The organism is Paraburkholderia sp. RL17-337-BIB-A, assembly GCF_046025895.1.
Lineage (GTDB): Bacteria > Pseudomonadota > Gammaproteobacteria > Burkholderiales > Burkholderiaceae > Paraburkholderia > Paraburkholderia fungorum_C.
The window spans coordinates 1,681,571-1,701,369 of sequence record NZ_JARESY010000002.1 but is presented as its reverse complement, the minus strand read 5'-3'; the positions used below and the strand labels follow the sequence as shown (position 1 = coordinate 1,701,369).

General features: G+C 63.5%; 18 protein-coding genes. 9 read left to right on the top strand and 9 right to left on the bottom strand.

All coding sequences use genetic code 11. The features are described from left to right. The first annotated feature begins 204 nt into the window (after positions 1-204). Positions 205-1,644, top strand: a complete 1,440-nt coding sequence (locus P0D84_RS28500; protein ID WP_408342122.1) for an MFS transporter — start codon at positions 205-207, stop codon at positions 1,642-1,644. Positions 1,645-1,715: 71 nt separating this feature from the next. Here the strand turns inward: P0D84_RS28500 and P0D84_RS28495 are convergent, their stop codons facing one another. Then, entirely contained in the window at positions 1,716-2,033 is a 318-nt protein-coding gene (locus P0D84_RS28495; protein WP_408342120.1) for a hypothetical protein, read from the bottom strand. A gap of 401 nt (positions 2,034-2,434) precedes the next feature. Here P0D84_RS28495 and P0D84_RS28490 point away from each other — a divergent pair, with 401 nt between their 5' ends. Beyond that, complete coding sequence (locus tag P0D84_RS28490; protein ID WP_408342118.1) at positions 2,435-2,575, top strand: hypothetical protein; 141 nt, start codon at positions 2,435-2,437, stop codon at positions 2,573-2,575. A 59-nt stretch (positions 2,576-2,634) separates the two neighbouring features. Here P0D84_RS28490 and P0D84_RS28485 read toward each other — a convergent pair whose 3' ends face one another. Beyond that, positions 2,635-3,513 (bottom strand): 2OG-Fe(II) oxygenase, encoded by an 879-nt coding sequence (locus P0D84_RS28485; protein ID WP_408342116.1) that lies wholly within the window; start codon positions 3,511-3,513, stop codon positions 2,635-2,637. A 174-nt stretch (positions 3,514-3,687) separates the two neighbouring features. Beyond that, entirely contained in the window at positions 3,688-5,292 is a 1,605-nt protein-coding gene (locus tag P0D84_RS28480) for an MFS transporter (RefSeq protein ID WP_408342114.1), read from the bottom strand. Between the two features lie 109 nt (positions 5,293-5,401). Here P0D84_RS28480 and P0D84_RS28475 point away from each other — a divergent pair, with 109 nt between their 5' ends. From P0D84_RS28475 to P0D84_RS28465, 3 genes are all read left to right on the top strand, one after another. Then, positions 5,402-6,277: a LysR family transcriptional regulator gene (locus tag P0D84_RS28475; protein ID WP_408346080.1), complete on the top strand. Its 876-nt coding sequence runs from the start codon at positions 5,402-5,404 to the stop codon at positions 6,275-6,277. Between the two features lie 186 nt (positions 6,278-6,463). Then, positions 6,464-7,048 (top strand): hypothetical protein, encoded by a 585-nt coding sequence (locus P0D84_RS28470; protein WP_408342112.1) that lies wholly within the window; start codon positions 6,464-6,466, stop codon positions 7,046-7,048. 140 nt (positions 7,049-7,188) lie between these two features. Further along, on the top strand, positions 7,189-8,538 hold the full coding sequence (locus P0D84_RS28465) for a DUF2325 domain-containing protein (protein WP_408342110.1): 1,350 nt from the start codon (positions 7,189-7,191) through the stop codon (positions 8,536-8,538). Between the two features lie 4 nt (positions 8,539-8,542). Here P0D84_RS28465 and P0D84_RS28460 read toward each other — a convergent pair whose 3' ends face one another. The 3 genes from P0D84_RS28460 to P0D84_RS28450 are packed head-to-tail and all read right to left on the bottom strand — an operon-like array spanning position 8,543 to position 10,175. Further along, positions 8,543-8,953, bottom strand: coding sequence for a winged helix-turn-helix domain-containing protein (locus P0D84_RS28460; protein WP_408342108.1), 411 nt, complete (start codon positions 8,951-8,953; stop codon positions 8,543-8,545). 37 nt (positions 8,954-8,990) lie between these two features. Further along, on the bottom strand, positions 8,991-9,632 hold the full coding sequence (locus P0D84_RS28455; protein ID WP_408342106.1) for a nitrogen fixation protein NifQ: 642 nt from the start codon (positions 9,630-9,632) through the stop codon (positions 8,991-8,993). A 54-nt stretch (positions 9,633-9,686) separates the two neighbouring features. Continuing rightward, complete coding sequence (locus tag P0D84_RS28450; protein ID WP_408342104.1) at positions 9,687-10,175, bottom strand: molybdopterin-dependent oxidoreductase; 489 nt, start codon at positions 10,173-10,175, stop codon at positions 9,687-9,689. A gap of 160 nt (positions 10,176-10,335) precedes the next feature. On the opposite strand from P0D84_RS28450, the gene P0D84_RS28445 reads away from it, so the two are divergent. The 3 genes from P0D84_RS28445 to P0D84_RS28435 all read left to right on the top strand — a co-directional run bounded on the left by P0D84_RS28445 (position 10,336) and on the right by P0D84_RS28435 (position 13,506). After that, complete coding sequence (locus P0D84_RS28445; RefSeq protein WP_408342102.1) at positions 10,336-10,668, top strand: SMP-30/gluconolactonase/LRE family protein; 333 nt, start codon at positions 10,336-10,338, stop codon at positions 10,666-10,668. 93 nt (positions 10,669-10,761) lie between these two features. After that, positions 10,762-11,637, top strand: coding sequence for an extracellular solute-binding protein (locus tag P0D84_RS28440; RefSeq protein WP_408342100.1), 876 nt, complete (start codon positions 10,762-10,764; stop codon positions 11,635-11,637). Positions 11,638-11,667: 30 nt separating this feature from the next. Further along, entirely contained in the window at positions 11,668-13,506 is a 1,839-nt protein-coding gene (locus P0D84_RS28435) for an ABC transporter ATP-binding protein/permease (RefSeq protein ID WP_408346077.1), read from the top strand. Positions 13,507-13,599: 93 nt separating this feature from the next. On the opposite strand, the gene P0D84_RS28430 is transcribed toward P0D84_RS28435, so the two are convergent. The 3 genes from P0D84_RS28430 to P0D84_RS28420 all read right to left on the bottom strand — a co-directional run bounded on the left by P0D84_RS28430 (position 13,600) and on the right by P0D84_RS28420 (position 16,854). Next, positions 13,600-15,042, bottom strand: coding sequence for a nicotinate phosphoribosyltransferase (locus tag P0D84_RS28430; protein WP_408342098.1), 1,443 nt, complete (start codon positions 15,040-15,042; stop codon positions 13,600-13,602). 258 nt (positions 15,043-15,300) lie between these two features. Then, entirely contained in the window at positions 15,301-16,503 is a 1,203-nt protein-coding gene (locus tag P0D84_RS28425; protein ID WP_408342096.1) for a CpaE/TadZ family protein, read from the bottom strand. 63 nt (positions 16,504-16,566) lie between these two features. Then, entirely contained in the window at positions 16,567-16,854 is a 288-nt protein-coding gene (locus tag P0D84_RS28420; RefSeq protein ID WP_408342094.1) for a hypothetical protein, read from the bottom strand. A gap of 1,257 nt (positions 16,855-18,111) precedes the next feature. Here P0D84_RS28420 and P0D84_RS28415 point away from each other — a divergent pair. Next, the gene (locus P0D84_RS28415) at positions 18,112-19,548 is read left to right on the top strand and encodes a sigma 54-interacting transcriptional regulator (protein ID WP_408342092.1); all 1,437 of its coding nucleotides are present in this window, start codon (positions 18,112-18,114) and stop codon (positions 19,546-19,548) included. Positions 19,549-19,799 lie beyond the last annotated feature (251 nt).

The window sequence follows — 19,799 nt, the reverse complement described above, 5'->3', positions numbered from 1 at the left end:
TTTGTTGCGTTACGATTCAAGGCTAGCGGTTCTACCGGTACGTTACCGTATGGGCCGCCATCTCCCCGCTCGTGTATATCCGGATGCCGGAAATACGTTTTCGAAAGGTCGTCGCAAGAATATGAAGTCAACACAATATCGCGGTACAGCCCGGCACGTTAAAGGCCCCAACGGATCCACGCGCGCTGCAATGAGGGCAGTGCAATGACGGCTGGCGGCACACGCAATTCACACGTCGGCTGGCTGCCGTATATCGTGGCGGCCACCTTCTTCATGGAGTACCTCGACACCACGGTGATCGCCACTGCACTACCGCAGATGGCGCATTCGTTCGGTGTCGGCCCGAACAGCCTGAGCCTCGGCATGACGGCTTACATGCTGGCGCTGGCGATTTTCATTCCGGCGAGCGGCTGGGTCGCCGACCGCTGCGGCTCACGCACCGTGTTCTTCAGCGCAATCGGCGTTTTCACGGTGGCTTCGGTGTTGTGCGGGTTATCGCAGAACGTCACCGAGTTCACCGCGGCACGGCTCCTGCAAGGCATCGGCGGCGCATTGATGGTGCCGGTGGGCCGTCTGGTCGTGGTCCGCAGCACCGAGAAGAGCCGCATGATGCAGGCCATCTCGACCATTACCTGGCCGGCGATCGCCGCGCCGGTGGTCGGTCCGCCGATCGGCGGTTTCATCACGACTTATGCGTCATGGCGATGGATTTTTCTGCTGAACGTGCCGTTCGGCCTGGCGGCAATGGCGATTGCACTCGTCATGGTGCCGAACCTGCGCGGGAGTGAACGCAAGCCGCTCGACCTCGTGGGCCTGCTGCTGAGCGGCGTCACGTTGACCGCGATCCTGTACGGCGCCGAACTGGCGAGCCAGCCTGGCGAGAATCCGTGGATTGCCGCGGCGTTCATTGTGGGCGGCTTGCTGGCCGGCGTGGTGGCGTTCCAGCATGCAAAGCGGCATCCGCACCCGCTGATCGACGTATCCACGCTGAAGATTCCGACCTTTTCCGTGACCGTGGTGACAGGATCGTTCACGCGTATCGGCATTGGCGCGGTGCCCTATCTGATGCCGCTGCTGTTCCAGATCGGCTTCGGTTTGTCCGCGTTCAAATCGGGCTTGCTGCTGCTCGCGAGCGCGGTGGGCAACCTCGGCATGAAGGCGTTGACCACGCGCATTTTGCAGCGTTACGGTTTCCGGATGGTGTCGATTGTCGACGTGACGCTGGCCGGCATCTTCATCATTGCATGCGGGCTGTTGACGCCGCACGTACCGCTCGTGCTGGTCCTGTTGGTCGTCTTCGTCTACGGCGTGGCGCGTTCGATGCAATTCTCGACGCTTGCCACCCTCGCCTACGCCGACGTTGCCCAGCCGCAGATGAGCGCGGCCAGCACGCTGTGGAGCGCGGCGGCACAGATGACGCTCGGCCTGGGGATCGCCTTCGGCGCCGTGTCGCTGCGCGCCGCTGCGTTCTTCAACGGCGAGACGACCGGCCGCGCTTTCACACTCGACGACTTCCGCCTGGCGTTTCTGTTTGCCGGCGTGCTGACGCTGATCTCGGTGATCGGCTACATGGGCCTCGCGCACGACGCCGGCCAAAGCGTCGGTGGCGGTTCGCGCGGCACCGAAGACCCGGCGAAGAGCTGAACGCGAAGCGAGCTGGATGACAGAATTTGCAGCGGAGTTGAAACGGCGGCGCCCAACCGGCGCCGCATCCTTCAATTGCTTGATCGGAACAAGTGGAGACATGACCGCTCGATCATCTCATCGCATTCCTCATCCGACATCACATCGGCAAACGCGACGATCTGCGGCCGTTCGCAGCGCATCAACAGCTTGACGTCGCGATCATAGGCACGAATCACATTGCCCGCGGCGAGCGGCACCGGATCGTAGCGGTATTCGCTCGCTGCCGCCTCGATACCGCATGGCGCGTCAGCAACGGCGGCGTGTACTGCCTCGGCGGCATTGAACGAAGCATTCACCGTGGCTCGCGCGAGTTCCGGCTCGAAGCCGGCGCCCACCATCGCTTCCACCAAAACAGCCGTTTCCGAATTGGCATGTGAATTGAGACGGGATGGCCACCTATCATCCTTTGCTTTTAGTCTGCCTCGCTCGATTGACCGCGTGCCCGGTCTGCATGTGCTGAGCCAGCGAACTCTGGATGTGGGATAAGAAGACGTATGCCTGTCGTAAATGATGCCGTGAAAACCTGGTTGAACAATCACCTGGAGCGCGGCTTTAGCCCGGCCGACGCTAAAACTGATTCAATGTCAGATTTGAGGCATCACCATCCGAGAAACTTCTCGCTCAACTGTTCTTGAGCGGGCGAGATGTCTCCGTTCGCCGGCCGCGGTGCTCCTGCCGTGCGGCAGTTCGATGTGCTGATACCGAATTAGAACACCACGGCTTGGGGGTGGCCGGCCGCATAGCCGGTATGCCGATGCTCGATCACGTGGCAGATGCCGCGATCGGCCTGATGATCATGCGCATGGGGTATGTCAGCGCGCGCGGCGCATTCAAACAACTGTCGGCCGGCGCGCCTGGAAAAACCGCCGCGCCTCACGCGGCAGAATAGCGTGTGTCGCGGGTGGGCAGGAACGCGTTCTTTCCGCCCGCGGCATGCCCAGGCGACTGTCAGCCGTAGGCCCGCTCGCGCATCCACTTCGTCATGATCCATTTGTCGCCGCCGAGTACCGGCTCGCCGCCGTGCAACGTCAGCGGATCGAGTTGACGCTGGCCGTTCATATAGCGGAAATAGACGGCACCCCCTTGTTTCGCGGCGACCGACAGACCCGCTTCCGGGAAAATCGTTTCGCCACCGTCGGACACGTCGTTCAGATAGATCACTAGGGTCGCCACCCGCTGGCCGCCTTGGGCGGTATGCACTGCGCTGCCGGCCTGATCGGGCGGGAAATAGTCGAAGTGTGGGCGATATTCGCCGCTTGTGCCGTAGTGCAGAATCTGCAGCCCCTCGCCGTTTTCAACCGGCCAGTTCATCAGACTCGATATGCGCCGCTCCATCTGTTCGATGAACGCGTCTTCGCCGCGCTGGTACCAGATGCCCTCGCTGGTGCGGTTGCGGATCACGTCTTCCTTGCCGGTGACGGGGTTGACCGTGGTCGAGCGTTTCAGCCGATGACGCGAGCGTTCGATCATCTCGTTGCATTCGTCCGGCGACAACACATCCGCGAACACGATCACTTGCGGCCGCTCGCAGCGCATCAACACGTGGACATCGCGATCGTGCGCGCGGATCACATTGCCGCGCGCAACCGGCGACTCGTCGTACTGGTACGTTTGCGGCGCGGCTTTTATCAGCGCGGCCTCGGTCGCTGCGAGCGCGGGGGCCGCCGCTTCCGCCGGATCCCTGCCGAACGCTTTGTGCACCGCCGCGCGCGCGGCATCGGTTGCAAACCCGGCTTGCACCATCGCGTCGATCATCGAGTCGATGCTGCATCCGCGCGCTACGTTGCCGCTCAACCATGTTTCCCATGAAGCATCCACTACAGACATAGCATTCCTCGCTTTTCCATGTCACGAAATACTGCCTCAACTGCCCGGCTCATGGCAAGGCTGGGCCTGGGGCGCCGAACCGACCGGTTACGCACGACGCTGGCGGCGTCGATAGAGGTCGAGGCCCTTTCTCGCCTGCAGCCGGATTGCGCGCTGCATGGCGCGATCGCCTCCCTAACCGTTCGAGGCAACCCCACTCACCCGTACAGCTTCGCCCTTGCGACCCAACAGCCAGATGCCCGCCGCAATCGACACCGCCATTGCGCCAGCCAGATAAAGCGCCGCGGCAAAGCCACTGGCAAAGCTCGCGTGCGCGGCCGACATCAATATAACCCGCAGCGCCGGCGGCAGCTGCGCGGCGGCTTGCGCCGTATCGCCAGCCAGCACGCGCGACATGAAACCCGCGTCGAGCGCGCTGCCGATATCAGGCGTCATCTGCGTGGCGGCGACGAACGCGGCGTGGGTGCGGGCCGCGAGCACCGCGCCCAGCACACCCACTGAGGTAACGATGGCCGTGAAGCGCGTCGTCGTGCTGATACCGGACGCCATGCCGGTTCGATCAGGCGGCACGCACGCCATGATGGCCTTCTGCGTATCGCCATTCATGATGCCCGCGCCCAGTCCGGTCACGACCATGCCGAGCGCCACCAGCGCATAGCGTGCGTTGCCGGCGACCAGCGCCGTCAGCAGATTGCCGGCCGCGATCAGCAACAGCCCGCTCGACAGCAACGCCATGCCTGACATCCGCCTCGCCAGCGCCGCGCCGATGTACGGCCCGAGCACCATCGCCAGCGCGAACGGCAGCATGCCGACGCCAGCCATCACCGCCGACAGGCCGAACGCGTTCTGCAGATAGAGCGGCAAAAACGTCATCATCACCTGGGCGCAAGCGGCGTAGCCGAACATCGCGAGCACGGCGGCGACAAAGCGCGGCTGGCGGAACAGCGCAAGGTCGACCATCGCATGGGCTCGCGAGCGTTGCACCTGAACGAAGGCGGCAAGCAGCAGCACGCATGCAGCGAGTCTTGCACCGGTGGGCCAGCTCGCAAGCCCGTCGGCCGGCACCTCGATCAGCGCCCAGATGCCGAGCGCGAGCGCAAGGCCGAACAGCATGCTGCCGGCGGCATCGAGTGGGCCGGGGTGAGGATTCCTCGACTCGCGAATCGAGCGTGACGCGCACCACGCGAGCACGGCGCACACGGGCAGATTGAGCAGGAAGATCCAGCGCCAGCCGAGCCATTGAGTAATCACACCGCCGACGAGCGGCGCCACCGTCGTCGCAAGGCCCATGCAGGTGCCCCACACGGCCCATGCGCGTACGCGTGCGGGCCCTTCGTGAAACGTATTGGCGATCACGGCAAGCGCCGCGGTGAGCAGCATCGCGGCGCCGACGCCCTTGACCGCGCGCGCCACGTTCAGCATGGCCGCCGATGGCGCCACTCCGCAGCCCAGCGACGCCAGGAAGAACACCGCGAGCCCGAGCAGCAGCATCCGCTTGCGGCCGACGCGGTCGGCGAGACCGCCCGCGGGCAGCAGACACGACGCGAACGCGACCATGTACGCGCTGACCACCCATTCGACATCGGCGAAACTCGCGTGAAACGAGCGTGCAATCGACGGCAGGGAGACGGCCACGACGTTGGTATCGAGAACGATCAGCGCACAGGTCGCCGATGCGGTGGCCAGCACGAATGCGGGGTTGACGGGTTTTAAGCCCTTTGGGTCTTTGGAGCCGGAGGGCTGCGCGGGCGGTGTCGGACGGCCGGACGGGGATGGCATACGGGCAGGTGGAGTCGAATCGAAGTGATTCGATGGTAGCGAAGCGTCTATTACCTGTCATTAGCATAGAATCACAAAATAATTAGCTCTGGTGGCAATACTGATGACCGTGCGAAAACTCGAACTCCGCCATATCCACGCGTTCGTTTGCGTCGCAAAGCATCTGCACTTCTCCCGCGCCGCGGATGAATTGGACATCGCTGCCCCAACGCTGACCAAGCTGATTCAGGAAGCGGAACGGCTGCTCGGCGTACGGCTCTTCCATCGCACCAAGCGGTCGGTAGTGTTGAGCGCGGCAGGCAGCGCCTACCTCGCTGAAGCGCTCAGCGCGCTCGACCACCTCGCGCGCGGCGAAGAACGCGCGATTCTCGCCGAGCGCGGCGAGTTGGGCAGGATCGAAGTCGGTTACGTTGCTTCGGCTGCCTATGCGGGCGTCTTGCAAGCGGCGGTCAGCGGCTTTCGCGCCAGGTATCCGGGCGTCGACATTTCGATTCGCGAGGTGCCAATGGACAGCGCAGCCGACATGCTGCGTGACGGCCTGCTCGACGCCGCCTATGTGCGCCCGCCAATGCCGCTCGTCGACGGTATTCAGGCAATCACCGTGCACCGCGATACGTTCGTTCTCGCGCTGCCGGCAAGCTCCGCCCTGGCCGGCTCGCCGGACATCAAGCCGTCCCAACTGCGCGATCAATGTTTCGTGCTGCCGGAACAGGAAGCCGGCACCTTCGAAGTTGCACGGCGCGGGCGCTTTTCGCCGCGGCTCGGATCTCGTCCCGGCACGCTCGCGGCGGTGCTGGCCTGCGTATCGCTAGGCGGCAATGTGGCGGTCGTACCCCATACGCTGGCCGATTGCATCGCCTTGCCGGGCGTCGTCTACCGAAACATCGCCGGCAAATCCATCGCCTCGGAAATCGCCCTTGCCTATCGAAAGTTCGAACGGGCGCCCGCCGTGCGGGCGTTTCTCGAGTTCGCGCGAAGCAGGTAAAACCGCCTGCGCTACACGCGCGGCGTCTTTCGTTATATCCTGTCGAATATCACGGTATGCTTCGTGGAGCTCGGTGGCACGCCCGTCAATCGCGCACGACGAAGCAAAACAAGCAAGCAGGAGCCAGCAGCAGTGCCTAGTCGATCCCCCTCGCGATCCACAGCGCGAGCCACCTCGCGATCCACATTGTCCGACCCGGCGGGGCGCCTCCCGAATGGGCTTTCGTCGACCATCGTCGCGGTGAAGTCGGCGTCTGAACGCGGCCGCGCCGAGTTGATCCGCGATGTGGTCGACGCTTACCGGCGCCTTTACGGCAGCGTGCAGCGCTTCGTGCTGATGTTGACGGACGACCAGCTGAACTTCGCATCGGTCGGCACCTTAGGCTCGCACTCATTGAACCAGTTGCTGTCGATCCTCGCCGAACAGGCCAAGGCGGCCGCTTTCGTCCGTTTGCGCGATCTGAAAACCTCGATCGAAGAAGCGCGTTCAGCCGAGCAGCTTCGCGACGCGATTTTCTCGGACGCGTCCAGCAACGACCTGGCGGCGTTACGCAAGGTGGTGGCGGAACTCGAACGACTCGACGCGGCATTCATCGGCCTGTGCGTCGGGCATGTTCTGGAGCAGCATGCGCGGGCAGCATCCGACTCGCAGACGGCCGTCGTCCGGCGCGCCGCAGGCCGCACTACCGCTGCTTCTGCTCCTACCGCTCCTGCCACCAGGCGCAAATCACAGTCGCGCGTTGCGGCCACGCTCGTCCGCCCCAACGATTAATGCGTCATTGCCGCACATGAACGTTTTCTTTCGCTCATCGTTATATCCTTTCGAATATATCGCCAGTAATATGCCGATGGCGAGCGCGTCCAGCCCGCTCGTTCAGTCAGCCTGACGCCAGAACCGGATTCGAGGTCCTCATGCACACGCCGCCGTTTCGTCTCGCCCAGCCCTCGCGCCTCAAACTGTCCGGTGACGAGCCTGCCCGCGCCGGCCTGCAGGCGGCCGACCCGTGCTGCACCCCCGCCAAGGCGTCGTTTTCGAACGCCAAACGGCGTGCGCGCCTCGCGGAACTCGATGGTCAACTGCATTGTTCGATCATCGGCACCTGTCTCAGCACGCACGAACTGCGCAAGCTGGTGCCTAAATTCACCAGCCTCGATCGCCACGACGCGAGCGACCTGGAGATTCACCACTCGGCCGTGGAACTCGCGATCAATGGCAACGCAGGCGCCAAAGCGCTGCACAAATTGCTCGACGAGCACTATGCCGCGGCGATCCGCCGTTTCGACAAAGCCGCCGACGAGGTCGAGTTGCTCAAGCTCTGGGACGAAGCGCTGAAAAGCGGCGACATCCCGCCTGCCTACTGGGCTTTGATGACGCATCCGTGCGCGACCTTGCAGGTGCGCCAGAAAGCGTTCGGCGAATTGCACATGCTGTCGCACCTGGTCGGCGCGGCAAATCGCGCGGACATCCGCAGGCTGGTCGCGCTCGAAGCGGAAAACGCCGGGTTGAAAGAGAAAATCGAGCGGCAGCAAAACCGCTTGCAGGAGATCAGCACGCAGCGCGACGCATCGATCGCCGCGCTCAACGAGCAGATCGCGCAGCTCACCGCCTTGGCCACGCGCCAGACGCCGACGGATCCCGGCGATCTCGAAGCCGAGGTAGCCAGGCTGCGCGACAAGCTGGCCGACACCGACCAGCGGCTGGCGCTGCACACGAGCCGTCGCGAGGCGGCGGAACAGCGCGTGCAGCAGGAACAAGGCGCGGCGTTCGCATTACGCAAGAGCCGCGATGAGGCATTGGCGCAGCTCTTGCGGGTGCAAAGCGAATGCGATGCGCTGGAACGCGCAACCGTGGATGCAGCGGCCGGCCATGGCGCGGGCGTACACCAAGCCAGCCTCGACGGCATACGCGGCAAACGGATTGTGTATGTGGGCGGCCGGCCCGGCTCGAACGCCGCGCTCAAGCGGCTGGTGGAAGCGGCCGGAGGGGATTTCGTGGTGCACGACGGCGGCGTGGAAGATCGCAAAGGTCTGCTCGCCGCGGCGTTGCCGGGTGCGGATATCGTCGTGTTTCCGGTCGATTGCGTCGATCACGATTCGATGAGTACGCTCAAACGGGTGTGCGAGCGCCATCAGATCGACTATCACCCATTGCGCACGGCGAGCGTGGCGAGCTTCGTGGAGTTGGTGGGCCGCCTGCGCTCCGAGCATCTTGCCCAGTTGGGCAATCCGCCGCCGTCGGCGTTTTGCCTGCGCCACGGCTGAGCACTCAGGAGCGAATCAGCCTTGTCAGCTCGGCGAGCTGTTTCGCGCAGCATCGTTGCGCCTCGACTTCCACGTCACGGTAGAGCCGGATGATGCTTTCGCCCACCGGCGTCAGCGTACAGCCACCGCCGCTTTGACCGCCCTGCTCCGAGTGCGTGGCGGGCGCCTTGAGCGAACGGTTCAGCTCGTCGATCAGGAGCCATGCGCGCCGGTACGACATGTCGAGGCTGCGCGCCGCAGCCGAGATCGAGCCGTATTCGCGCACGGCTTCAAGCAGATCGACTTTGCCGGGTCCGAGCGCAACCGAATCGCCGGTGCGGATGCGCATTCTGAAGCGCACTTCAGGGCGCGGCCTCGCGGATTTCGTTGCCGGTCTGGGTTTGGTTTTTGCGGTATCAGCCATGCGCAAAAGCATACACGAAGCGCCTCGCGCTGCCATCCTGGCATGCGCTCTAGTGGCCGTTCGGGAAGCAATGCCCGTAGTCTTCGCAGCCCGGGCAACCGGGCGCCGGGCCGGGCTCGAGGCCGACAGAAAGCGCGCGTTGCTGGGCAAGGAATTTCTTCCAGCGCAGATTGCCGACGTTCAGCACGACGAGCGTCGGGAAATAACGCGTCAGCATCCATGTGACTTCTTCACGGCTCGCGAGGCCGAGGTCGCGCCACAGGTGGTCCGGCCGCAGGCACGCGTGAGCGATGATCGAGGCGAGACACTGGGCGTCGTTCGCATCGACGGCGGTGCTGGAATGCGTCAGCAGCAGCGCGTGCAGCGTTTCGACGAATAGCACGTGTTCGCGGGCGTCGACGGGCGGTAACGCCGACCGAGGCGCAAGCACGGACGCGGGCGCGTGTGCGAAATGCCGTTTCAGTAATGCGCGCCAGGCTTGCGGCGGCAAGCCAAGCAAGGCAAGTTCGTGACGCACGTCGCGTGCGGCAATTAGCCTCGCGAACAATTGCGTATCGGGCGACGCCGCGTTCGTGGCCGCTGCCAGCCACTCCGCCGTGCGTTCGGCAACCTGCGCATCGAGCGCCGTAAGCAAGGGTTCGGCGCCCGGCGGAGCAACATCCGCGGCAGGCGAAAGCGGTTCGTCAGACATGGCGGCAACGCGATGATGAAGAGCGGACCATGTTACGCCTGTCGCTCGAATCCCCTACGCCAAAGGCTTCAAAACATGCGCCTCGATACGCGCGAGACGTTTGACGTGGCGTGGCGCGGGCAGAATGTCCGACCCGGAAAACAGAATCGGCACGCCGTCTTCAACATCGAGCGCGCGACCACCGCATTCGTACGCAATCAGGACGTTCTCGCCGACCGGCGTATTGAATAGTTCATGCCACGAGAACGTCACAGCATAGCCGTCGTGCCCCACCGCCACGAACACCGTGCGCTTGAACTCAACGGGCTCGGAGTTCGGCAGGCCCGCTTCCAGAATCAGGGTCGTCAGACGCACGCCGCGATACGGCTGGACGCTGCGGATGAAACGATTCGTCGTGTAGCAGCGCAGATCGAACGGCGTGGCCTGCACGCTCTCGTAAGCCTTGAGCCGCTCCAGGTCGAAAGACAATGAGCGCTGAAACCGTCCGCTCAGGACGAGCGCGCTTTCGAGGGCAGGTGCGGCAATCACATTCACACTATCCATAAACGGTTATCTCCAGCATCGATACTTGAGCAGCTTGCTCATTCGTTATGTCCGTGTGTATATTACGCTGCGATGGGCGCCTCGGTGCAAAACCGTGTCGATACGCAATATATCGCCAGGCATATCGGCCACTGTAGACGTTGCCCTATCGGGCGACTCCGTGTACGTCTCGGATCAGGCGAACAACGACATCGTCAAATCGAGCCTGAGCGCGCTGCTCGGCGGATCGCAGGCGGTGGCGCCGGGCGCGAAGTTCGCGCAGATCAACAGCCCCGACCTCATGGCCGTCGACGCAAGCGGCACCCTTTACACCAAGTGCAACACCACCGGCCTGTGCCGGATCGCGCCGGACGGCACCATCAGCCTGCTTGCAAACGACTTTCAGGACGCCCGCGGCATGGCCGTGGACGCCCCCCGCCATCTGCTCTACGCGATCGACCGCGCCGGCGGCACGGGCGGCACCAGCTACGTGCGGATTTTCCCGCTCAACTAACCTCACTTGACCCCACTGAGCGCGCAGCGACCTACAACACCACGCGATGACGTCGTAATATAGCGGTCTTAATAACGCATCGGGGTTAATCGCATGATTCGCAAGCTGCTTGCTTCTTTCGTGGTCGTCACTGGCATCATGGCGGCCGTGCCCGCCTTCGCGCAGGACAACACAGTCAACGTGCTGTATGCCGGTTCGCTCGTCAATCTGATGGAGCGCAGTGTCGGCCCCGCCTTCGAAAAGGCCACCGGTCAGCAATTCCGCGGCTATGCGGCGGGTTCGAACAAGATCGCCAACGAGATCAAAGGCAAGCTGCGCCGCGGCGACGTGTTCATCAGCGCAAGCCCGACGGTGAACAGCAGCCTGATGGGCGAGGCGAACGGCGACCACGTCACGTGGTACGTGACCTTCGCCGAATCGCCGTTGATGATCGGCTACAACCCGAAAAGCAAGTTCGCGGCGGACTTCAAGACCAAGCGCTGGGATCAGGTGTTGCAGGAGCCGGGCATCCGTATCGGCCGTACCGATCCGAAGCTCGATCCGAAGGGCGCCTTTACCGTCGAAATGATGACGAAGGCCGCGGCGCTCTATCAACAGTCCGACCTCGTCGAGAAGACACTCGGCGACGCGGAAAATCCCGCCCAGGTTTTGCCTGAAGAAACGCTGGTGGGCCGCCTCCAATCCGGTCAGCTCGATGCCGGTTTCTTCTATTCGACCGAAACCTCCGACCTGAAAATCCCGGCGCTCCGCCCGGCGCCCGAATTGCAGGCCAAGGCCAGCTACACGCTGACGATTCTCAGCGATGCACCGAACCGCACGGGCGCGAGCAGCTTCGTCGACTTCCTGCTGAGCGCACAGGGCCGCGCGCTGCTCAAGCAACACGGCGTGGACGTCGTCAAACCGACCATTTCCGGCAACGTGCAAGGCGTACCGCCTTCGGTGCAAGCCGTGATCGACGCCGCCCAGTAAGGTGTGGTGAAACAGATGGTGAAACAGGCGGTGAAACGGTCCGCCGCGCGACCGCTATTGTGGCTGGCGGCGCTGCTTGCCGTCTATTTATGCGCGCCGTTTATCGCCAGCGTGCCGGAACTCGGCGCGGCCGATTGGCCGAATGTCGACTGGCACGCGGTGTGGTCGGCGGTTGGCATATCGGCGGCGAGCGCCAGTGTGGCCTCGCTCGTGATTCTGCTGGGCGGCGTGCCGCTCGGCTATTTTCTGGCGCGCTCGAACTCGCGCAAGATGGCGCTGCTCGGCTTCGTCGTGCAGTTGCCGCTTGCGTTGCCGCCGCTCACGAGCGGCGTGCTGCTGCTGTTTCTGCTGGGCCCGTATAGCTGGGTTGGCCGGTTCACGGGCGGCACGCTGACGGATTCGTTCGCCGGTATCGTGCTCGCGGAAACCTTCGTGGCCGCGCCCTTCCTGATCATCGCCGCGAAATCGGCGTTCGCCGCCGTCGATCCCGTGCTCGACGACGTCGCCGCGACGCTCGGCCATCATGCGAACAGCCGCTTTTTCCGTGTGATCCTGCCGATTGCGTGGCCGGCGATTCGCGCGGGACTCGCGCTTGCCTGGTTGCGTGCGTTCGGCGAATTCGGCGCGACGGTGATGGTGGCCTATCACCCGTATTCGCTGCCGGTGTACACGTACGTCGTGTTCGGCGGCCAGGGCTTGCCGGCGATGATGCCCTTGCTGCTGCCGACGCTCGCGATTGCGATTGTCTGCGCGGCGCTGTCGATTTATAGCCTGCGTGCAAAAGCCGCGCGCGAACAAACCGAAAACGGCGACGACGCGCTGGAGCCCGGCACGGATCTAACGGCGAGCCGCGGCGAGACCGCCGATCTGCGCCTCGCATTTCATTTGCAGCGCCGCCTCGGGGCGTTCGGACTCGACATAGCGTGGGCGCCTGCAACGCGGCGGCTGGCGATCATCGGGCCATCGGGCTCGGGCAAATCGCTGGCGTTGCGTCTGATTGCGGGGCTCGAATCCAACGCGTCGAGCGACGTGCGGCTCGGCACGACCGACTTGAGCACACTGCCGCCCGAGCGCCGTCAGATCGGCTATATGCCGCAAGACTACGGTTTGTTCCCGCACATGACGGTCGCGCAGCAACTCGCGTTTCCTATCGATGCCGACGCCGCTAGCGCGCGTTACTGGCTCGATCATCTCGGCCTCACGCAACTGGTTGCGCGCTTGCCGCATCAATTGTCGTTCGGTCAGCGGCAACGCGTGGCGCTGGCGCGGGCCCTCACGCGTCATAGCGAATTGTTGCTGTTCGACGAGCCGTTCGCGGCCCTCGATACGCCGCGGCGGCGGCGTTTGCAGCAGTCGCTGCGGGCCTTGCAGCGCGAGATTACGGCGGTGACGATCATCGTCACGCACGATCCCGACGAAGCGGCGCTGCTTGCCGACGAGGTGCTGGTCGTCGAACAGGGGCGCGTGCTGCAGGCGGGTTCCATCGACGCGGTGTTCGAACGGCCGGCTTCGATGCGCGTTGCGGAACTGCTCGGCTTGCACAACGTGGGCATTGGATCGATGACTGCGCCTCGGCAGATCGAGATCGGCAACGGGCTGGTGATCGCGACGGGCGATAGCGGTTCCGCCATGCCTGCCGGGCAACGGGTGATGTGGCGCATCTCTTCGCACGCCGTGGCTATTTCACCCGACGGCGCGCATGCCGGCGTGGTCGACGCTGTCGAGTTACGGCGCGGCGAGCGATATGTCCGGTTGAATATCGCGGGGGTGCGCTTCGATATCGCGAACGAAGATGCCCGGCTGCGGGAAGGAAGCCCTTGCCGGATTGATGTCGATGCCTCCGGCGTTTCGGTCTGGAAGGCGAGCTGACGGGTTTATTCCAGCGCTAGCAGCGGCATGGCGATTGGGCCGCCTCGCCTTTGCCCCGCTGCTGCCCCTGCGCTGCGAGCGCCAAACGCCCGATTAACCCTCGCCCGCGTGTGCTCGCTTCCTGACTTCAGAAAACGCAACGTCGACGAGCAATTTCCCGGAATCGAAAACGGTGACGAGCGCCTCGTCCCAGTCTGCTTCAACGGTACGGGCGTCCCACGCCAAAGGCAGCGTCGCCGTCCGATACTCGCCTGTGCGGCGATTCACCAGCAACGTAAGCCGGCCCTTCATCGACCGCTTACCGGCATCCGTCACCGGGTCCTTGCGGACGTCGTGCCATTCATCCCCGAGCCGGATGGCCGAGCACTTCATGGCGAAGCGCTGCGTATCGCGATTGATCTGCTGCAACAACGCGCCGCCCATGCCGAACACGATGTTGTCCGCTGCAAAGCCGGCCTCATCCATGGCCGCGAGGATCGCCTCGATCGAATCCGGATTCACGCCGTCGCCCTGAATCACGCGGACGTTATTGAGCACGCGCCGCCCCTTGCCATTCACCGTCGAACCAAACGATGCCTCGAGCGCCCGCATGGTCTGCAGGACGATCGTTAGCGGATCGCCGGAATCAGGCCGGATCACCAGCATGCCGCCGGAATCGAGCACCGCCTGCTGGAGGTCCGTGCCCCATACCTCGAGTGCGGCGAACAGGTCGTAGGAATCGGACACCACCGAAACGATCGCCCCCGGCTTGCCGAACTTCGCGATCATGTTGCGGAACGCGTCCGTTTCGCGCTCGCGCCCCCATGAGGTGATGGTGCTGTGCTCCGCGGCCGGCACCGAAAACGCCGCCATCGGTTCGTTGTAGTAGTGGTTCGCGGCGACCACACCGAGCACCGTGTCCGAGCCCATGAAACTGACGAGATGCGCCGAGCCGCCAATTGCCGCCGACTCCGCGCTCGACACGCCGCGCGCGCCGAAATCGTGCAACTTGAACGGCAGTTGCGTCAGATCGTCGCTACTCTTCTCCAGATAGGCGCGGATCGTCTTGCGCAGATGCCAGCTTTGCGTCGCCACCGTAATCGGATACCACACGCGCAACAGCATCGTTTCCAGATACGAGGCGAGCCAGAAAACCTGGGGATCGTCGCATTCCACCGTGACCAGCACATTGTGCGTGGGCACCACCGAGCCTTCCGGCACCGCGCGGATTCGCACGGGCAGATAGCCGTCATGGTGCTCGACGATGTAGCGCCAGCCGGCTTCGTTGAACGGCTCGCCGTGCGCCGTGAAAAACGCCTTCGCCTGCCCGATCATCTCCGCGGTAATGGGGCGGCACAGATACTCCTTGATCAGCATCTGCAGACCGAAGAACAGCGTGCGGTCATAGCGTCCGCCGCGCGACTCGATGTACGAAAACATCGCCGTCGCTTCAGGCGGATATTGCAGGTAATGCGACGCCTTGTACGAATCCGTGTTGAGGATCGGATTGGACAGGATCGACGCCATGGCGTTGAGTGGGCTTGTATCGTTTTGCATGGGTGATGCAGCGCGCGTGCGGTTCTCTCAAGAGTAATCAGGTGGGTTGGGGGACGTGGCGCTTACGTCGTAGGTGAAACTACACCATACACCGCCAAAACACGCCCGGAACCGCACCTTACCTCGTTGCGCCCGATACCGCCTGCCGTCGGGCAGAAGGTGTTCCTCCCGCACAATGCGCTCGACCTGCAGCCGGCTGTCCATGTCATGCCACGCGCGCCGCATGCCATTCCGGCGCGACGCGGCAAGCGGCCGGGTTCAGTGCCCGGGCTTCAGTTGCGGCGGCGCATTCGGCCGCGCCGCAAACAGGCGTCCGAGCATGCCTTTGCGGAGTTCGGCGATAGCGGGCCACAGCATGTCGGCGAGTAGACAGATGCCTTGCGCCAATGCACTGCCGTCGGCAGAGGTGACGAGCGGCACGCCGCGGTTGAGTGCCTCGTTGACCTGCTTTTCGTCACGCGGAAGCTGGTGCGCGACTTTCGCGCCGAGCGTCTGTTCGAGCGTGGGCAGGTTGATGGCTGCGTTCTTGTCGTATTGATTCACCACCACCCGCACCTTGCTGGACGGATACCCCAGTTCCCTGAAAATATCGAGCATGCGGCGCCCGCCGTGCAGGTAAAGCAGGTTTTGCCGCACCACCATGCAGATGGCATCGCTATGATCGAGTGCATGGATCGTCAGCGGATTGAGGCTTTGACCGATGTCGATCAGTACTGCGTCATACCGCTCGCGTACCAGCATCAGAATTTGCTCCAGTTGCGCGGGCTGCACTTCGGCTGCCTTGAGCGGGTCACCGGCGCCCGCCAGCACGTCGAGATTCGCGTGTACACGCATGACACATGCGTCCAGCAAGGCGGCATCCAGGCTGTCGATCTGCGAGCACAGATCGGCAAGCGTCGCGGGCGGCGGTTTGTCGGCCATCAGCAGGCTGGCATCGCCGAATTGCTGGCTGAGGTCGATCAGCAGCACGCGGCTGTTGCGCAGCGAGGCCAGGGAATAGGCGAGATTCACGGCGATCAGCGTCGTACCGCTGCCGCCCTTGCACGAGACAAGCGAGACGATCCGCCCGGCGCGGTGGCCGCCCGCGTTCTTTTTCGCGGCGCTATGCGTGAGCGCCGCGGCGATCTCGCAGGCATCCAGCGGCCATGACAGTACGTCTCGCACGCCGACGCGCATCGCGGCAGTCCGCAAGGCAGTGGATGGCGCCGGCGTGACGAGCATGCAATGCAAGGCGGGCGAGCAGGCCAGCGTCTCCTCGACCCCGTCCAGATCGCGCGCGCTCAGATCGACATCGTCGACGATCAGCAGATCGGCGCTCCTGATTGCGCGGGCGTGCATGCGCAACTGCCGCAGCGTGCAGTACGCGATGCGCAAGCGATACATCACGCCGCTTTCGTCGAGACGCGCGACGATATGCGTCGCACGCTCCGCGCTGGACGAAATCAGGAAGATGTCGATCATGCTAGGGTCTCCGCCGGCCTGAGGCCTGTCAGTTGGCAAGGCCGCGTCAATAACAGTCGACGTTCAGGTGTAGTCGTCGGGATCGGCTGGGTAGATGTCCACGCCGCGATCCTGGCCTCGTTCGGGCGCAACCGGCATCTCGAACATCGCGTCGCGCAGCGCATCCCGTTGAATCTCGGCCTGAGCCTTGCGTTTCACCGCCTCGGCGATGACCAGGGTGAGCAGATCGGCCGACGGCGCGGCGAACAAGGCGCGCTGCCGCGCCAAAAGACGCCGATAGGACAGAGCAGCGCCGTGCGCCGTGATGTGGTGGTCCAACCGCGATGCGGCCAGCTTGCTGTTCGTTTTCATGACACCCCCGAATGATGGACCCTCTGCGGACCGCATCCAGGTAAGCCGTGCCTGCGCTAATGCGCGGGCACGGCGCCCGGTTCACCTCGTAACATGCGCCCCTCTATGGAGACTCAGGCCGTTCCTCCCCGCTTCGTCGCGCCGGCCGGTCCTGACCGCGCTGCTCCTTCCCTGTTCTGTGCGTCGCGTGCCTGTAAATTGCATTGACACGGTACCTGTCGCTTTTTCCACTTATTTATTTCGGCCAACTACATTGGCCGGCTACTTCGGTCATCCACTTCGAATCCGTCCAGCTTGACGGAAAAAGTGGCAAGGTCAGCGCTTCACGTTGTCGGGTGACGAATGACCGAAACTCCGTTCCGATCATTCACCCCGTTTTTCTGACATCCGTTTTTCAGTGGCCCCGCCGCACCCTCGCAAGACACATTGGCATCCCCGGCCGCGCTTACGAAGTCTATGTTTGCCGCCGGGCTCCAGTTGCTATTTCCCCGTGCTTCCGGACCCCGGCGGCAATGCATTGGCTTGCGAAGCTCTTATTGCAATGGCTGTGCCAAGTACCTTCAATCCCTTGCCGCACGGCAATTTCTGCTGCAATGCAGTCTGTCCGGAGCGGCTTCCCGTCGCGCGTTGATTCGAATTCGACACGCGCTTGAATTGCCGCAAGCGCAGGGCGGGCCAATCTACCTGTCCGCATAATTGGGCACGGCCCTCATCCCACCCTGTCAGGCCGCGCTTTGCGGCGCAACCCGGTCAAATGTGCCGATACTTCGGGGCACGAAGCAGCATTTATGGCCGCTGCCCAACCTGTCGCAGGCTTGAGACGCGGCGACTCGCTGGCCCGGCACCCGTTTGCACGATAATCGTCATGCGATTTGCCACGCTCTGTGGTACACCTCGCATAGCCGGGGTTGACTGACCATTTTTAAACAGCCAGCAAACACCTCGCAGCAGGAAAAACGTTTCTGAATCCCGATTTGTTTGTATGGCGTTCGAAAGCACTTTCGCTTATGGTTAAGGCATGCGCCACATAGAGCGCCTGTGCCAGTCCACCGAGGTAAAAAACGGCTGTTGTGATTCGGGGATGAAATAGTCAGACGGGTTCCGCGCCGATCGCTGTTCCCATTATCTGGCCGCTGCGCCTCGCGGCCCGTGCCGCCGATCCATACCCCCGCCATTGCCGCTACCGTGATTTGTCATTGCCGGTCCGACCAGTACGTCCAAGCGCAGTTCTGAGAGCAGCAACGATCTGGGGGTTACATGAATACGACTTGCACGCCTGTCGAAGTCGAACGCACCGTTCTGTATGTGTCGAACTCGCCCGATCAGGATCTCGCCAGCTTCCTCGCCGCATCGGGCTGGCAAGCGGTGCACGCCAAAAGCACGGCAGTCGCCGAACGCATGATCGAACGCGGCAACATCAAGGTTGGCCTGGTCGAATTGCCGGGTGACTGCACGTCGCAGCATTTGTCCGCGCTGGCCTCGTGCATGCGGCGCGTCGAAACCAATTGGGTGGCACAGATCGCGCCGGGCCAGGCGGAAAACGAACTCGTCAGCCGCTTCATTCTCGACTACTGCTTCGATTTCGTTACCCGGCCGTGGCTGAACGATCGGCTCGTGTTCGCGCTCGGCCACGCGCACGGGCTATCGAGCCTGCGGCATGCGCCGGTCGTGCCGGAGCCGTCGCTTGGCCGGCACGGCATGGTGGGACAATGCGAGGCGATGCAGCAGTTGTACCGGCGTATCGACAAATGCGGCGTGACCGATGCGCCAGTGTTCGTCGCCGGTGAATCGGGCACCGGCAAGGAACTGACCGCCCGTGCGATTCATGAGCGCTCGCCGCGCGCGGGCCGGGCGTTCGTCGCGATCAATTGCGCGGCCATTCCGCCGAGCCTGCTGCAAGCCGAATTGTTTGGCCACGAACGCGGCGCCTTTACCGGTGCGTTGCAACGCAAGATCGGCCGGATCGAAAGCGCTAACGAGGGCACGCTGTTTCTGGATGAAATCGGCGATATGCCGCATGAATGCCAGGCGGTGCTGCTGCGCTTCCTGCAGGAAGGCACCATTGAACGGCTGGGCGGCAATGGGCCGATCAACGTCGATGTACGAGTGATTTCGGCGACACACGTCGATCTGGACAAAGCCGTCGAAGACGGCCGCTTCCGCTCCGACCTGTATCACCGCCTGTGCGTGCTGCGGCTCGTCGAGCCGCCGTTGCGCGAGCGCGGTGGCGACATCAAGCTGCTCGCCAACTATGCGCTCAGCATGTACCGGCAGGACGGCGCGCGCAAACTGCGCGGACTCTCGAGCGACGCAATCGTCGCCATGTCGAACTATCCGTGGCCGGGCAACGTGCGCGAGCTGATCAACTGCGTGCGCCGTGCCGTGGTCATGAGCGAGGGGCGCTTTATCACGGCAAGCGATCTCGGCTTGCCGGAAACCGACCACGGCCCGGCCGTGACGCTGGCGGAAATTCGCAGCAAAGCCGAAAAGGACGCTATCGAGCATGCGTTGCAGCGACATGGCTATAAATTGTCCGAGGCCGCCGCTGAGCTCGGCATTTCGCGGGCAACCCTGTATCGCCTGATGCATGCGAACCGGCTGCATCAGGAACCGGCGGCCGGGCGCTCGTCGAGCGCCAACGGCGGCGCGGATTCCGACGACGAGGCGGAGCGGCACGCGCCATCGCTGGTCTGACTTCGTAGGCCGCCTAAGCGGGGCAAGCCTTTTTGCTCATCGAACCGTAGCGCTTTTATCCCGCGCATCCGGTGCCGATGCGATGGGTCTCGCATGGCCGCATTCCCGAACAACGTTTAAATCCAACGGTTCCGTGCCGTTTGCCGCGGCCCGGCGCACCGGACGTTCTGAGCGCCTATCGGATCGCCCCAGGCGTTGCTATGCTGAAGGCCGTTCATCCATCTGGGAGTGGACTTGGCCGATCAGCACGC